General features: G+C 73.3%; 16 protein-coding genes. 7 read left to right on the top strand and 9 right to left on the bottom strand.

The features are described 5' to 3' along the window. The first annotated feature begins 44 nt into the window (after window positions 1-44). Window positions 45-842 carry a hypothetical protein gene (locus EDD40_RS10020; RefSeq protein ID WP_246037577.1) on the top strand — a complete coding sequence of 266 codons (798 nt, stop codon included), beginning with the start codon at window positions 45-47 and terminating at the stop codon, window positions 840-842. Between the two features lie 427 nt (window positions 843-1269). On the opposite strand, the gene EDD40_RS10015 is transcribed toward EDD40_RS10020, so the two are convergent. The 4 genes from EDD40_RS10015 to EDD40_RS10000 form a co-directional block, all read right to left on the bottom strand. Beyond that, window positions 1270-2490 carry an ABC transporter substrate-binding protein gene (locus EDD40_RS10015; RefSeq protein ID WP_123742657.1) on the bottom strand — a complete coding sequence of 407 codons (1221 nt, stop codon included), beginning with the start codon at window positions 2488-2490 and terminating at the stop codon, window positions 1270-1272. 87 nt (window positions 2491-2577) lie between these two features. Further along, window positions 2578-2775 carry a hypothetical protein gene (locus EDD40_RS10010; protein WP_123742656.1) on the bottom strand — a complete coding sequence of 66 codons (198 nt, stop codon included), beginning with the start codon at window positions 2773-2775 and terminating at the stop codon, window positions 2578-2580. A gap of 325 nt (window positions 2776-3100) precedes the next feature. Next, window positions 3101-5485 carry a glycoside hydrolase family 65 protein gene (locus tag EDD40_RS10005; RefSeq protein WP_123747907.1) on the bottom strand — a complete coding sequence of 795 codons (2385 nt, stop codon included), beginning with the start codon at window positions 5483-5485 and terminating at the stop codon, window positions 3101-3103. 23 nt (window positions 5486-5508) lie between these two features. Further along, window positions 5509-6225 (bottom strand): beta-phosphoglucomutase family hydrolase, encoded by a 717-nt coding sequence (locus tag EDD40_RS10000; protein ID WP_123742655.1) that lies wholly within the window; start codon window positions 6223-6225, stop codon window positions 5509-5511. Window positions 6226-6295: 70 nt separating this feature from the next. On the opposite strand from EDD40_RS10000, the gene EDD40_RS09995 reads away from it, so the two are divergent. Then, window positions 6296-7603 (top strand): NAD(P)/FAD-dependent oxidoreductase, encoded by a 1308-nt coding sequence (locus EDD40_RS09995; RefSeq protein WP_123742654.1) that lies wholly within the window; start codon window positions 6296-6298, stop codon window positions 7601-7603. 3 nt (window positions 7604-7606) lie between these two features. On the opposite strand, the gene EDD40_RS09990 is transcribed toward EDD40_RS09995, so the two are convergent. Further along, window positions 7607-7957 carry a DUF3140 domain-containing protein gene (locus tag EDD40_RS09990; protein ID WP_123742653.1) on the bottom strand — a complete coding sequence of 117 codons (351 nt, stop codon included), beginning with the start codon at window positions 7955-7957 and terminating at the stop codon, window positions 7607-7609. A gap of 120 nt (window positions 7958-8077) precedes the next feature. On the opposite strand from EDD40_RS09990, the gene EDD40_RS09985 reads away from it, so the two are divergent. Together EDD40_RS09985 and EDD40_RS41595 are read left to right on the top strand one after the other, a co-directional pair. Next, a complete protein-coding gene (locus EDD40_RS09985) occupies window positions 8078-8458 on the top strand; it encodes a hypothetical protein (protein WP_148088747.1) in 381 nt (126 codons plus the stop codon). Beyond that, window positions 8455-8595 carry a hypothetical protein gene (locus EDD40_RS41595; protein ID WP_170185018.1) on the top strand — a complete coding sequence of 47 codons (141 nt, stop codon included), beginning with the start codon at window positions 8455-8457 and terminating at the stop codon, window positions 8593-8595. Before EDD40_RS09985 ends, EDD40_RS41595 begins: the two co-directional genes overlap by 4 nt. A 4-nt stretch (window positions 8596-8599) precedes the next feature. Here EDD40_RS41595 and EDD40_RS09980 read toward each other — a convergent pair whose 3' ends face one another. After that, window positions 8600-9217 carry an SRPBCC domain-containing protein gene (locus EDD40_RS09980; protein ID WP_123742651.1) on the bottom strand — a complete coding sequence of 206 codons (618 nt, stop codon included), beginning with the start codon at window positions 9215-9217 and terminating at the stop codon, window positions 8600-8602. Next, on the bottom strand, window positions 9214-9558 hold the full coding sequence (locus EDD40_RS09975) for an ArsR/SmtB family transcription factor (protein WP_053716034.1): 345 nt from the start codon (window positions 9556-9558) through the stop codon (window positions 9214-9216). Before EDD40_RS09975 ends, EDD40_RS09980 begins: the two co-directional genes overlap by 4 nt. 116 nt (window positions 9559-9674) lie before the next feature. On the opposite strand from EDD40_RS09975, the gene EDD40_RS41590 reads away from it, so the two are divergent. The 3 genes from EDD40_RS41590 (at window position 9675) to EDD40_RS09960 (ending at window position 12312) form a co-directional block, all read left to right on the top strand. Then, window positions 9675-10322, top strand: coding sequence for a hypothetical protein (locus EDD40_RS41590; RefSeq protein WP_170185017.1), 648 nt, complete (start codon window positions 9675-9677; stop codon window positions 10320-10322). 200 nt (window positions 10323-10522) lie between these two features. Then, on the top strand, window positions 10523-11464 hold the full coding sequence (locus EDD40_RS09965) for a sunset domain-containing protein (RefSeq protein WP_123742650.1): 942 nt from the start codon (window positions 10523-10525) through the stop codon (window positions 11462-11464). 83 nt (window positions 11465-11547) lie between these two features. Beyond that, window positions 11548-12312 carry an ATP-binding protein gene (locus EDD40_RS09960; protein WP_123742649.1) on the top strand — a complete coding sequence of 255 codons (765 nt, stop codon included), beginning with the start codon at window positions 11548-11550 and terminating at the stop codon, window positions 12310-12312. A 12-nt stretch (window positions 12313-12324) separates the two neighbouring features. On the opposite strand, the gene EDD40_RS09955 is transcribed toward EDD40_RS09960, so the two are convergent. Together EDD40_RS09955 and EDD40_RS09950 are read right to left on the bottom strand one after the other, a co-directional pair. Continuing rightward, window positions 12325-12672 (bottom strand): STAS domain-containing protein, encoded by a 348-nt coding sequence (locus EDD40_RS09955; RefSeq protein ID WP_148088746.1) that lies wholly within the window; start codon window positions 12670-12672, stop codon window positions 12325-12327. A 153-nt stretch (window positions 12673-12825) separates the two neighbouring features. Beyond that, a complete protein-coding gene (locus EDD40_RS09950; protein WP_123742647.1) occupies window positions 12826-13830 on the bottom strand; it encodes a C40 family peptidase in 1005 nt (334 codons plus the stop codon). Window positions 13831-13923: the final 93 nt, after the last annotated feature.

The raw sequence follows: 13923 nt of genomic DNA, 5'->3' as shown, positions 1-13923 counted from the left end.
CCGGCGGGCTGGTGCACGCCCATTTCGGGCGGACCTTAATAGCCGTGCGCACTGATCACCTCTTCCCCCTGGCGTCGGTGGAGCCGGTTTTCGGCATGCCGACCGAGAACGCCCGCAAGTTCCAGCAGGTGGCCGCCGAGCAGGACCTCGTCATCGACGTGCGGGCGACGAACCCGCACGCGGTGGCGTGGCTGCGCGAGGGCGCGCTGCCCAAACCCGAGGCGGTGAAGGCCAAGACCATCGACGACCTGGACGTCCGGCTCGGCGCGGCCCGGCGCCACCGCGGCCTCGTCGGCTACTTCCGGCCCGAGTTGCCCCACGTCGACCTCCACGACCGGCTGCTGCGCCGGTACGACCAGCGGCGCGTCGAGTACGAGGCGTTGCGCGACAAGATGGACCGGTTCGAGCGGCGCGGGGAGTACGTGGTGCGTGACGGCGTGGTGCACGGCTTCGACCGGCGCGGCGGGCTGCGACCCCTGACCGGGGACCACGACGTGTTCGACATCCGCGCTTCCGGCGGCGCGGACCTGAGCCGGCACCGCTACGACCGGGCGGTGGCGACCATGATGTCGATGGACATGGCCGTCACCCACGGCGCGCACATGTACTGGCGGCCGACCACCAAGTCCGACCTCGCCATGTTCGAGTCGATCGCCCTCAGCGGGGACGCCAAGCTGCGCTTCCACCCGGACGGCACCATGACCGCGGGCGACTACCGCCGCTTGAACGCCGGGATCAGCGCGATCACCACGCCCGCCAGGGCGGCCCGGCCGTACGCCAGCGTCTCCCACGTGGGCAGGCCGAAGGCGCCGGTCTCGTCGGCGTCGCTGATGAACAGGTGACCGTAGAGCAGCAGGAGGAGGACGCCGTAGCACCGCGCGTGCCCGTGCCGCCACGCGAGCACGACACCGGCCAGGCCGGTGCACACGTACAGGGTGTGACCGGAGCCCTCGCCCATGGGGAGGAACGGGATGGAGGCCATGACGACCTGGAGCAGGCCGACCACGAGTGCGAGCAGCTGCGCCCGGCTGAAGGAGCGCTCGTCGGCCTGGGGCCGCAGCCCCGCCCTCTTCCCCGTTCGCCGTTCACGCACGGCCGCCTCGTTCCGCATGACCTGGGGTTACCCGGGTCCATTCGGCTCATCCTCGGTCCCCGCGGCTTCCCCCTATGGGTCATATCGCCCATCACGGTCCGGCATTACGGCTGACCGGCGGGTCGCCGGTCGGGGGTCCGGGGCGCCACCAGCGGCGGGGCGCTCGGCGGCGCGGTCTAGCGCGGCAGCCGGTCGATCTCCGCCTTCGCCTCCGCGGTCGCCTGATCGGGTGGTCGCTCGCCGGTGAGCACCCGGGTGGCCATGGCGGAGAGGGCGCGGGAGACCTCCGGGTACCGCGCGCCGTGCGCGGTGCGGGTCCGCGCCGACCGCAACTGCTCGGTGAAGCCCGCCACGCTCGGGTCCCACTGCCAGGCCAGGGCGTCCACGGTGTCCGCGCGGTTGGGCAGCGCGCCGAGGCCGCCGCCGAACTCGGTGACGTTGTCCGGCTGCTCGGCCAGCCAGGTCAGCACGTCCCACGCCCGGTCGACCCGGCCGTTGCGGCCGATCACCCACGTCTCGCCGCCGAGCGGGCCCGCGCCACCCGCCGCGCCCTGCGGCAGCGGCGCGGACGTCCAGTCCAGCCCCGCCTGGTTGAGCTCCGGCACCGCGGCCGGACCGGTGATCGCCATCGCGCACCGGCCCTCGGCGAACCGCTGCCGCGCGTCGGCGTCGGTCCAGCCCAGCACGTCCGCCGGTGTGCTGCGGTCGGTGTTCACCAGGCCGTCCAGGTGCGCGAGGGCGTCGAGGGACGCCTGGTCGCCGAGCCGGTCGACGTCGCCACCCGCCTGCCACAGCACCGGCAGGAACGTGACGGTCAGGTCGTCGCCCTTCCCGCCGAAGCACAGGCCGGACCGGTCGGCCGTGGTCAGGGCCTTCGCGGCGGTCCGCAGCCCGTCCCACGTCGTCGGCGGCTGCGTGAGGCCGGCCGCGGCGAAGTGGTCGCGGTTGTAGACCAGCGCGGTGGTGGTGCTGCGCAGCGGCACGCCGTGGACGCGGCCGTGGTGGGTGACGCTCTCCCGCACCGCCGGGAGGAACCCGTCCGCGAGGTCCCACCGCTCGAAGCGGTCCGTGAGGTCGGCCAGGGCGTTGCCCTCGGCCAGCCGGGGCAGGTCGGTGGAGTCGACCGCGGCGATGTCGGGGAACACGCCGGACGCCGTCGCTTCGGCGAGCTTGGCCCGGAACTCGGGGTGGGGCAGGGAGGTGCGCTCGATCCGCACGTCCGGGTGTTCCTGCCGGTAACGGGCGAGGAGGCTGTCCACGGCCTGGTTCGCCATGGGGGAGTGGTTGAGGTAGTCCCACCAGGTCAGTGTCACCTGGTCGGGGGTCTCGGTCTGCTCTGCGTTGCACGCGCCGGCGGCGAACAGGATCGCTGCCAGGAGCAGCGCTCGTCCACGCATTCCGCTCCACCCTTCGGGGTAGGCGACCTTTACGGGCTGCGCTCGTCCTACTCCGCTGCGCGACGTGGTGTCAAGATCGGAGGTGGTTCAGACCTTCGGCCGGGCGCGCGGTCGGGGCCGGTCGGGCGCCGGGGTGGCGGACTCGGGAGCGGTGGTCGCGACCTCCTGCTCGCCCGGTTGCTCCGGCACGGCGGGCTCGCCCGGCCCGGTGGGCTCGCCGGGCGCGGGGATCAGGTCGGCGAGGTAGGTCGCCGCCAACTCGTCGTAGATCGGTGTTGAGCTCACGTTTGCGCATCCTGTCCGGCCGCGGCCCCCAGCGCTGCACTTCTCACTCCTGTGGGTTACGCATTGACCGGTGGGAGCCGCACTCCTGCGGAGATCGTCCGCGCTGGTCACCGCGCCCGCCGCAGGAGTGCGGGCGCCCCGCCGGCCGGTCGTGGCGGCCCCGTGGCGACGGGGATCGCGCAGCCGCCATCGGAATCCTTGATTGAACCCCGGTAACAGGGGTACCCGTGCCTGCGATGAGGCCTTAGGCGGCCACCGCCCCCCCGTTGGCCGCCTGACAAGTCCCGGCCGGGCTCCCCTCCCCCCAAGAGTCCGGCCGGGCACCTCATCCCCGATCTCGTTGCACCGGCGCGGTTTCCGTTCCGGGTTCCCCCGGAACGGCTGTGAACGGCTCCCGGACCGACGGCGACCGCCGGGCGGGCGCGCGGTGCGGCGGCTGGCGCAGCTCGGGCGGTTCGGGCGCGTCCGGAGTGGACATCGTGACCGACGTGCCCGGCTCGACCACGATCGGCTCGCCGTGGTGGTGGGCGCGCAACACCTCGCCCGCGACGATCCGGTAGGTGACCGAGCCCTCCTCGACCTCCACCGCCAACCGGGTCCCGCGCCACGCCATCCGGAACGCCATCCTGGTCAGCCCCGGCGGCAGGCGCGGCGCGAACGACAGCTCGCCGTCGTGGTCGCGCATCCCGCCGAACCCGGCCACCAGGGCGATCCACGCACCCGCCAACGACGCCATGTGCAGTCCGTTGTGGACGTTGCGGTGCAGGTCGTGCAGGTCGGTGAACGCCGCCTCCGCCAGGTAGTCGTAGGCCAGCCGCGACGCGCCGACCTCGGCCGCCAGCACCGCCTGCGTGGCGGCCGACAGCGACGAGTCGCGCACCGTCCGCGACTCGTAGTAGGCGAAGTTGCGGGCCTTCTGCCCGGCGGTGAACGCGTCGCCGCGCACGTGCATGGCCAGCACCAGGTCGGCCTGTTTGACCACCTGCTTGCGGTACAGGTCGAAGTAGGGCCGGTTGAGCAGCAACGGGTACTCGTCGGGGTCGGTGCCCTCGAAGTCCCACTCGGCGTGCGAGGTGAACCCGTCGCTCTGCTGGTGCACGTCGAGCAGCTCGTCGAACGGGATCCGCATCCCGTCGGCGGCCTTGCGCCAGCCCCGCACCTCCTCGGGGGTGACCTCGAGCCGTTCTGCCACGTCCGGGCACCGCTCGCAGGCGTCCGCCGCGCCGCGCAGGTTCTTCTGCGCGATGAGGTTGGTGTAGACGTTGTTGTCCACCACGGCCGAGTACTCGTCCGGCCCGGTCACGCCGTCGATGCGGAACCCGCCGTGCTGGTCGTGGTGGCCCAGCGAGGTCCACAGCCGGGCGGTCTCGACCAGGATCTCGGCGCCGCACTCGCGCTCGAACGCCCGGTCGCCGGTCGCGTTGACGTACTGCGCCACGGCGTGCGCGACGTCGCCGTTGACGTGGAACGCGGCCGTGCTCGCCGGCCAGTACGCCGAGCACTCCGCGCCGCTGATCGACCGCCACGGGAACGCCGCGCCGCCCTGGCCGAGCACCCGGGCCCGCTCGCGCGCCTTGCCCAACGTCGAGTGCCGCCACCGCAACGCGTCCCGCGCGGCCTCCGGCACGGTGTAGGCCAGCACGGGCAGCACGAACATCTCGGTGTCCCAGAACGCGTGCCCGTCGTACCCCGGCCCGGTCAGGCCCTTGCCGGGGATCGCCCGGCTCTCGCCGCGCACCGCCGCCTGCATGATGTGGAACAACGCGAACCGCAGCGCCTGCTGCAGCTCGTCGTCCCCGTGCAGCTCGATGTCCGCGGCCTCCCAGAAGTCGTCCAGGAACCGCCGCTGCTCGGCCAGCAGCCCTTCCCACCCGGTCTGCCGCGCGCCCGCCAGCGCCGCCTCGACCTGCGCGCGCAGCGCCGGCACCGACCGTTGCGCGGACCAGCCGTAACCCAGGTACTTCACCAGCCGCAGCCGCCCGCCCGCCGGCACGTCCACGGCCGCGGTGAAGCGGGCCAGGTCGCCCTCGGCGCGGATCTCCGTGCGCACGCCGTCGTCGACGTGGAGCTCGTGGTCCATCGCGGCGGCCATCCGCAGCCCGGAGTTGCGCGCGTGGTGCGCCAGCACGGCCCGGTAGTCCTCGGCGTGCGCGAAGTCCGCGACCAGCGGCTCGTTCAGCGCGGCGGCCACCCTGGGGTCGTCGCCCTCGTTCTCGACCGGCTCGTTGGCCAGCAGGTCGGACTGCACCACCAGCTGCAGGTCCTCGGTCGGCACGACCTCGTAGTGGATCGCCGCGACGGCCCGCTGCGTGAGCGACACCAGCCGTTCGGTGCGCACGGTCACCCGGCGGCCGGTCGGCGACTCCCACTCCGTGCAGCGGCGCAGCGTCCCGGTGCGGAAGTCCAGCTCCCGCTGGTGCGCGTGCGCCCGGCCGTAGCGCATGTCCAGCGGCTCGTCCTCGACCAGCAGCCGGATCACCTTGCCGTCGGTGACGTTGACGACGGTCTCGCCGGCCTCGGGGTAGCCGTAGCCGGACTCGCCGTAGGGCAGCGCGTGCTCCTCGTAGAAGCCGTTGAGGTAGGTGCCCGGCAGCCCGCGCGGCTCGCCCTCGTCCAGCGTGCCGCGCATGCCGATGTGCCCGTTGGACAGCGCGAACACCGACTCGGTCCGGCGGAGCTGGTCCACCGCGAGGCCGTCCCAGCGCACCATCCAGGGGTGGATCTCCCAACCGGTCACAGCAGCTCCGCCAAGTCCTCGACGACCACGTCCGCGCCGTGCGCCCGCAACGCCTCCCGCTGCCCGGTCCGGTCGACGCCCACCACGTGCCCGAAGCCGCCCGCGCGCCCGGCCGCCACGCCCGCCAGCGCGTCCTCGAACACGGCCGCGTGCTCCGGGCTCACGCCGAGCAGCCGCGCGCCCGCCAGGAACGAGTCCGGCGCGGGCTTGCCCTTGAGCCCGTCGCGGCCGATGACCACGCCGTCCACCAGGACCTGCACGAACGGGCTCAGGCCGGCCGCGTCGAGGACCTTGCGGGCGTTGGCCGAGGACGTCACCACGCCGATGCTCAGCCCTCGGGCCTGCACGGCGCGCAGGTACGGCGCCGTGCCCGGGTAGGGGGTCACGCCTTCGTGTCGGATGATCGCCTCCAGCAGGTCGTTCTTGCGGTTGCCCACGCCGTGCACGGTGTCGGCGTCGGGAGGGTCGTCCGGCTCGCCCTCGGGCAGCGTGATGCCGCGCGACGTCAGGAACTCCCGCACGCCGTCGTAGCGGGGCCGGCCGTCCACGTGCTCCAGGTAGTCCGCCTCGGTGAACGGCGGCTCGCCGCGCGGGCGCAGGAACTCGTCGAAGGTGCGCCGCCACGCGCGGCGGTGCACCACGGCCGTGCTCGTCAGCACGCCGTCGAGGTCGAAGAGGCAGGCGGTGATCGCGTCGGGCAGTCCCAGGGCCATGGTCGTTGTCTACCCCTTCTCGCTGCGGGGTACCCGCTGGCGGAACGGATACCGGCGGAGGGATCGAGCCATGGGCAAGCCACGCGTGCTGGTCGTCGGGACGGGCTTCGCGGGCTACCACTGCCTGCGCACGCTGGAACGCGTGCTCCCGGCCGACGCCGCCGAGCTGGTGGCGGTGAACCCCACGGACTACATGCTCTACGTGCCGTTGCTGCCGGAGGTGGCGGGCGGCTCGCTCGACCCGCGCCGGGTGGCCGTGCCGCTGCGGCCCAAGCTGCCGCGCACGCGCTTGGTGCAGGCGCACGTCACCGGGATCGACCTGGCCGCGCGCACGTGCACGGCGGTCGACGTCGAGGGGCGTGAGCAGGTGCTGGAGTGGGACCGGCTCGTGCTGACGGCGGGCTCGGTGACCCGGCTGCTGTCCATCCCGGGCGTGGCCGAGCACGCGTTCGGCTTCAAGTCGGTCGCCGAGGCGGTGTTCCTGCGCGACCACGTGCTGCGGCAGGTGGAGCTGGCCGAGCAGGCGAGCGACCCGGCCGAACGGGCGGCGCGGGCGACGTTCGTCGTGGTCGGCGCCGGGTACACGGGCACAGAACTGGTGGCGCAGGGCATGCAGCTGACCCGATCGGCGTTGCGCGGGCGCAGCGGTCTGTCGGAGTCCGAGGTGAAGTGGGTGCTGGTGGACATGGCCCCGCGCGTGCTGCCCGGCCTGGACGAGCGGCTGTCCGGGCCCGCCGCGCGGGTGCTGCGGTCGCGCGGCGTGGACCTGCGGCTGGGCACCAGCGTCGAGGAGGTCACCGCGGAGTGCGCGAAGCTGACCGACGGCAGCCGGATCCCGACGCGCACGCTGGTGTGGTGCGTGGGCGTGCAACCGGACCCGCTGGTGAAGTCGATCGCGCTGTCGACGGTGAAGGGCCGGGTGGTGGTCGACCCGACGTTGGCCGTGCCGACGCACCCGCACGTGTTCGCGGCCGGCGACGTGGCGGCCGTGCCGGACGTGTTCAACGACGGCAAGCCGACGCCGATGACCGCGCAGCACGCGCAGCGCCAGGGCAAGCTCGCCGGGCGCAACGTCGCGGCCTCGCTCGGCCACGGCCCGGTGGGCACCTACCGGCACCGCGACCTGGGGTTCGTGGTCGACCTGGCGGGCGCGCAGGCGGTGGCCAACCCGCTGCACATCCCGCTGACCGGCCTGCCCGCGAAGGCCGTGGCGCGCGGCTACCACCTGCTGGCGATGCCGGGCAACCGGCTGCGGGTGGCCGTCGACTGGCTCACCGACCTCCTCGCGCGCCGGCAGGTGGTGCAGTTCGGGCTGGTCCCCGAGGCGGGCGTGCGGCTGGGGGACGTCGAGAAAGCCGCCGTCGCCGACCGGGGCTGAGGCTCAGGCCGGCTTGAGCGGGTCGTGGCCGAGGGACATCAACCGGTGCCGCCAGTGCGCCTCGCCCGCCGTCGGCTCCAGGTCGTCGCGCCGCTGCGCCCGCACCCGCTCCACGACCTCGCGCATCACCTTGACGTCCTCGGTGGTCAGGTCCGTGCGCCGCTTGCGCAGGACCCGCAGCACCTCCTGGCCGGTCGGCGTGCCCGTTTCGTCTGTGCCCGTTTCGTCTGTGCCCGCTTGGTCTGGCACGGTCTCGCTGTCCTCGTCGGCCGAGCGGGTGCGCAGCCAGTCCTCCAGCTCGTGCGAGGTCATGTTCACCACGCGGTGGAAGTCGTCCCACAAGGTGCCGGTCATGAAGAAGGGGGTTGCCGCCGCGCCGAGGGGTGAAACGCGGGGCCGCGGGCGCCGCGATCTTTGCGCGATCCGAACATCCGCCGCACGTGCTCCACACCGTGACCGGTGATCGTGGTCGTCATGAAGACAGGGATTCGCCTCGCCGTCGTCGCGACCGCCGCGTTCGGGCTCTGCTCGTCCGGGGTCGCCGTCGCGCAGGACACCAGCTACGCGCCCATGACGATCAGCCCCGACCAGGTGAAGCAGCTGTGCGAGAAGCGGGCTCCGCGCATCGAGGAGCGCGTCACCCGGCTCACCACCCGCATCAACGCCGGACCGGAGGTGCCCGGGTCGACGGCGTGGCTGCGGGCCCAGGCGCAGCAGGCGCGCGACGCGGGCCGGACCGCCCGTGCCGAGCGGCTGGAGCAGCGGCTGCAGCGTCGCGAGGGCCAGCTGACCAAGCTCGGCGACGCCCAGCGCCGCGTCGACAAGTTCCAGGCCGACCACTGCGGCGTCAAGTGAGGGCCGCGGTGGCGGCCGTCGTGCTGCTCTTCGCGGTGGTCGGGTGCCGCGCCGAGGGCGCGCCGCCGGCGGACCCCGGTTTCGACGGCATCGAGACGACGTTGGACGGCGTCGAAGCCGAGGTCGCCGAGCCGTAGCGCGTCAGCCGACGTCGGGGGTGTACTGCGCCTTCGCCACCGCGACCGCCTCGGCCAGCTCGTCGGCCGAGGCGGTGCCCGACTCGGCGACCGCCGCCGCCCACGCGTCGATGGACCCGGCGTTGAACCGCCGGGTTTCCGGCGCGTCGGCGGCGGCGACCGGGTCGAAGTCGTCGTGCACCTCGCCCGCGAGGTAGAGGCCGAGGCCGAGGAACCCGCCGTCCCAGCCGGGGCCGACGTAGAGCGCGCCCGCGCCGCTGCCCGCCATCGCCTTGGGCACGGTGTGCTCCAGCTCGACCGTGGTCCGCTCGTCGCCGTCCTCGGTCAGGCGCAGTTCCACGATGCTGGTGTCGGCGCCCCACGTCAGCCGCAGCAGCTTCGGCGGCGAGCAGGTGAGGACGCTGCCGCTCGCGTTGTGCTCCACCTGGAAGGTCCCGCCCTCCCGCAGGTCGCCGCTGACCGGCAGGAACCAGCGCTTGAGCCGGTCGGGGTCGGTCACCGCGTCCCACACGTCGGCCGCCGCCGCGTCGTACGTGCGCCGCAGCAGCACGCCGACGGTCTTGTCCGAGCCCTCGTGCACCCCGCGGTGGATGGCCTTGAGCTGGTCGGCGATGTCGATCACTGTTGTTCCTCCTTGAGTCGCCTCTCGCGCTTGCCGCGCGCGAGTTCGGTGGCCAGCGCGTCGAGGTGCCCGCTCCAGAACCGGCGGAACCGGTCGAGCCACTCGTCCACCTCGCGCAGGCCTTGGTCGTCCACCGCGTAGAGGCGCCGGGTGCCCTCGGCGCGGACGCGGGCGAAGCCGTTCTCGCGCAGCACCCGCAGGTGCTGGGAGACGGCCGGCTGCGAGATGCCGAACTCCCGGCGGACCACCTCCGTGACCGCGCCGGAGGTCTGCTCGCCGTCGGCGAGCAGCTCCAAGATGCGGCGACGGACCGGGTCGCCGAGGACGTCGAACGCGTGCACGACCAGCATCTTTCAGCCTGGACTTATATAAGTCAAATCTAAGGCTCAGGAATTGTCGGTGGTCGGTGGCACTATATCGAACGGATGTTCGGTACGCGTTCGAAGGGAGCCATGAGATGCGAGTTCGACTAGATCCCCGTCAGTGGCCCGGCCGTGTCATCCCCGAGACCGACGCCGAGATCGACACGGCGGTCGAGGCGCTCTGCCTGCGCGCGACCTGGCCCGATGCCCACCGCGCCGCCGTGCGCCGGGTCGTCGAGCCGTGGTTCGCCGAGGGGTGGAGCGTCGATGCCCTGCTGGCGGCGGTCGACCGCAGGCCTGACGGCACCAGGCAGGGCAGCCCGAGGAACCGCGACCAGGTAGCGCACGACTTCCTCCGTGCGCGGCTGCGGTCGTGGTGGCAGGGGGGCGCGCGGCGTGCGCGCCCCCCGGTGGCGGGCATGACGCTGGGCGCCTGGTGGCGCATCAACCGGCGCAACGCCCGCCTGACCGAGCCGCGCGCGCGGCGGCCGTTGAGCGCGGCGGGCAGCTTGGCGCGCGAGCAGTCGCGGGAGCGGGTGCGGGCGCGGCTGAAGGACCCGGTGGAGCGGTCGCGCGAGCTGGCGCGGCGGCGGCAGGAGGTGCTGGACGGTCTGCTGGTGCCGGGGCAGCGGGTCCCGACGTTCGACGACGCCCGCACGCTGCTGGCCGACGTGCGGCTGCCCGCCCACCCGGTGTGCAGCCGGTGCGGGTGCAGGCAGGGGGTGCTGCCGAACGCCGCCTGACACGTCCTTAGTCTGTGGTTCCCGACACGGTGAATTCGGCCGACGGGTCGTGTGCTTTCGGGTCGAGCTGGTGGTGTGGCGTCGTGACTTCGGGTGGCAACGCCCGTGACGCCGACCTGCGGACCGAGGGTGTGCGCGGCCCGTCGCGACGCGTCCGGTCGACGTCCCTGTTCCGCAAGCTGTGGCCGTAGGAGTTGGCAGTGTCCTGGTTGTTCACCATCGTCCTGTGCGTGGCGGCGTTCCTGGCGGGCGCGGCCGTCGTCTGGCTGCGCCTCAACCCCACCATCCGGGACCTGCGCGCCCGCCTGGCCGAGCCGGCCGCCGTCGAGCCGACCGCCACCCCTGAGCCGACCAACTCCGAGCCGATCACCCCTGAGCCGATCACCGCTGCCGCCGTCGTGATCCCGGCCGCCGCCGAGCCCACTCCGGAACCCGCCGAGGTCGTTCAGGTCGCTGCGCCCGCGGCGGAGCCCGCGACCGCTCCGGAGCCGAAGGCCGCCCAGGAGCCCGAGCCCGGGATCGCGGCGGAAGTCGAAGCGCCCGCAGAGGAAGTCGTCGCGACCGAAAAGCCCGTCGCGACCGAGGAGCCCGTCGCGACCGAGGAGCCCGTCGTGATCGAGGAGCCCGTCGTGATCGAGCAGCCCGTCGTGATCGAAGAAGCCGTCGTGGTCGAGCAGCCTGCCGAAGCCGCCCCTGCCGCCGAGATCGAGACCCCCGCCCCCGCCCCCGCCCCCGCCGTCGAGGTCGAGGTCGAGGAAGTCGCCCCCGCCGCAGCAGTCGCCGAGCCGGTCGAGGAAGTCTCGCCCGTCGTCGCGGTTGCGGAGCCGGTCGAGGAAGTCGCGCCCGTCGCCGTGCCTGCGCCCGTTGCCCTGCCCGTCGCCGAGGTCGAGGCACCCGCGCCCGCCGTCGAAGCCGCACCCGAGGTCGTGCCCGCGCCCCTCGCCGGCCCCGTGGTGGTGGCGGGTGAGTCGGTGACGCTGGAGGTCAAGGCGAACTCCAAGTCGATGATCTTCCACACCCCGGACTCGCCGTACTACAAGCGCATGAAGGGCGACGTCACCTTCGGCTCGGTCGCCGAGGCCGAGCGCGCCGGCTACACCCAGTGGACCCCGAAGCCGAAGGTCGCCTCGCCCGCTCGGTGAGGTCGGCCATCCGGACCGACCGCGTGGCGCGACCAGGCGAATAGGGTCACCCCGCTCGGGTATCCACCGAGCGGGGTGACCTCATGCCAACGCGAGACCGGGGGCGGGGAGCCGGCGTCGTCGCCGCGCTCGCGCTCCACCGCACGGACGTCGACGGCGCGGCGGTGGTGCGCCCGACCGGCCGGCTCGACCTGACCACCTACCGCGAGTTGCGCGACGGGCTGCTCAAGTGCGCCGTGGACGAACCCACCGCCGTGATCGTGCGGCTGGACGACGGTTTCGAGTGCGCCACCCCCGCGTTCATGTCGGTCTTCGCCACGGTGGGGCTGCGCGTGTCGGAGTGGCCGGGTGTGCCGGTGATGCTGGTCGGCGAGTCGCCCTGCCACCGCCGCGCGCTCGCGGTCGGCGCCCTGGGCGTGGTGCTGCGGTTCACCGCGCTGACCGCCGCCCTGGCCGCCGTCGAACGACCGCCCGAACGCACGCGTGACGAGACGCAGCTGCCCGACTCGCTGCTCAGCGGCCTGCTGGCGAGGCACTTCGTGCGCGAGACGTGCCAACGCCGGCACGTCACCCACCTGGTTCACGACGCGGTCACGGTCGCCACCGAGCTGGTCGAGAACGCCGTCCGCCACGCCCGCTCGGCGCCGGTGCTGCGCCTGGAGCTGCGGGGCCGCCGGCTGACCGTCGCGGTCCGCGACGAGAGCCTCGACCCTCCCCGGGAGCCGAAGGCCGAGCCGCTGCGGCCGGGCGGCTGGGGCCTCACGATCGTGTCGTCGCTGAGCCGCACGTGGGGCTGCTACCCGTGGCCGCACGGCGGCAAGGTCGTCTGGGCCGTCCTCGACGGCTGACCGCCGGGCCCGTCAGCCTGCCTCGCTCACCGCCGTGACGATGGTGAAGTGGTCGGTGAGGTCCGTCAGCTCCAACGGGTGCAGCACGGCCTTCGTCGTCGCCACCAACCGCAGCGCAACCCCGGCCTCGTCGCACGCCGCCCGCAGCGCGATCAGCAGGTTGATGCCGGTCGACCCGAGGAACGTCACGCCGGAGAGGTCGAGCACGAGCACCCGGCTCGCGTCGCCGAGCCGGTCGCGGACGTACTGCTCCACCTCGGGCACCGTCGCCATGTCCAGTTCGCCGGCCACCGCGACGACCACCACGCCGGTGGACACCTCGCGCGCCGTGAGCGCGACGGCATCGGTGAAATCGTCCATGTCCACCCCTGGGTGTGGTCGGCAGGTGCGGCTGCCTGCTCAACCGCGTCCAGCCTAGGCCCAGGAGAACTGTGAGCGCCCGTCAGGACCGGTGCAACTCGTCCACCGGCCGTGACCTGCCCGATCCCGGCCGCGCGCCCGGCCGGGCAGGCGCTAGCCGACCACGCGCCGGATGACGTCCACCGGTCCGATGGACTCGATGTCCTGCACCTTCACCGGCACGCCCTCGGTGGACGCGTGCACGGCGCGGATGCCGTCGATCGCCATGGCCACGTGCGTCTGGCCGGAGTAGTAGATGATCAGGTCGCCGGCCTTGACGTCGTTGCGCGACACCTGCCGGCCGATGGTGGCCTGGCTGTAGGTGGTGCGCGGGATCGCGATGCCCGCCGACCGGTACGCCGCCTGCATGAGGCTGGAGCAGTCCCAGGTGTTCGGGCCGTTCGAGCCGTACACGTAGTCCTTGCCGCGCTGGGCGAGCGCGAACGCCAGCGCCTCGCCGGCCTTGCCCGCCGGGACGGGGATGGCGCTCATGTCGCCCGCGTTGTTCAGCGCGGCCCGCTCCGCCGAGCTCAACGAGCGGTAGGCCTCGCGGGCTTCGGTGATCTGCCCGTCGAGCGCGGCCTTGCGCTGGTCGATGTCCGCGATGGCCTGGTTCGCGGCGTCGGCGGCCTCGGTCGCGCGGCGGGCGGCGTCGTTGGCCAGGTCGACGGCGTCGCTGAGCCCTTGCAGGGCTTCCGCGTTGTCGCCCGCCAGCACGCCGAGGGCGGACATGCGGTTGAGGAAGTCCTGCCGCGAGTCGCTGACGAGCAACGCGGACAGCTCGTTGAACCGCGCCCCCTCGAAGGAGGCCTCGGTGAGCAGGTCGACCTGGCCGCGCAGCGCTTCCTGCGCCTGCTGGGCCGTGGTGATGTCGCGGTTGGCCTGGTCGAGCGAGCCCTGGGCGTTGGACAGCGTCTCCTGCGCGCGCAGGTGCTCTTCGTTCAGCGCCTCGGCCTGGTGGGAGAGGTCGTTGTACTTCTGCAACGCCGCCGAGGCGTCGGACGGCGTCTCGGGGTCGGCCGCGGCGTGGGGGAGGGGCAGGGCGGCGCCGAGCAGCGCGGAGACGGCCGTGGCCGTCAGGGCTGCGCGGGCGGTGCGCTGAGCGGATTTCGACGCCACGGTTCGCGCAATCCTCCTTGAGCCGGCTGGGTCCCCGAACGGGTTACACCCGCCCAGGGTCTCGGACAGGTTACGGAACCGCTTGGCGCTCGT

Source organism: Saccharothrix texasensis, assembly GCF_003752005.1.
GTDB lineage: Bacteria > Actinomycetota > Actinomycetes > Mycobacteriales > Pseudonocardiaceae > Actinosynnema > Actinosynnema texasense.
This window is presented reverse-complemented; position numbering and strand designations above follow the sequence as displayed.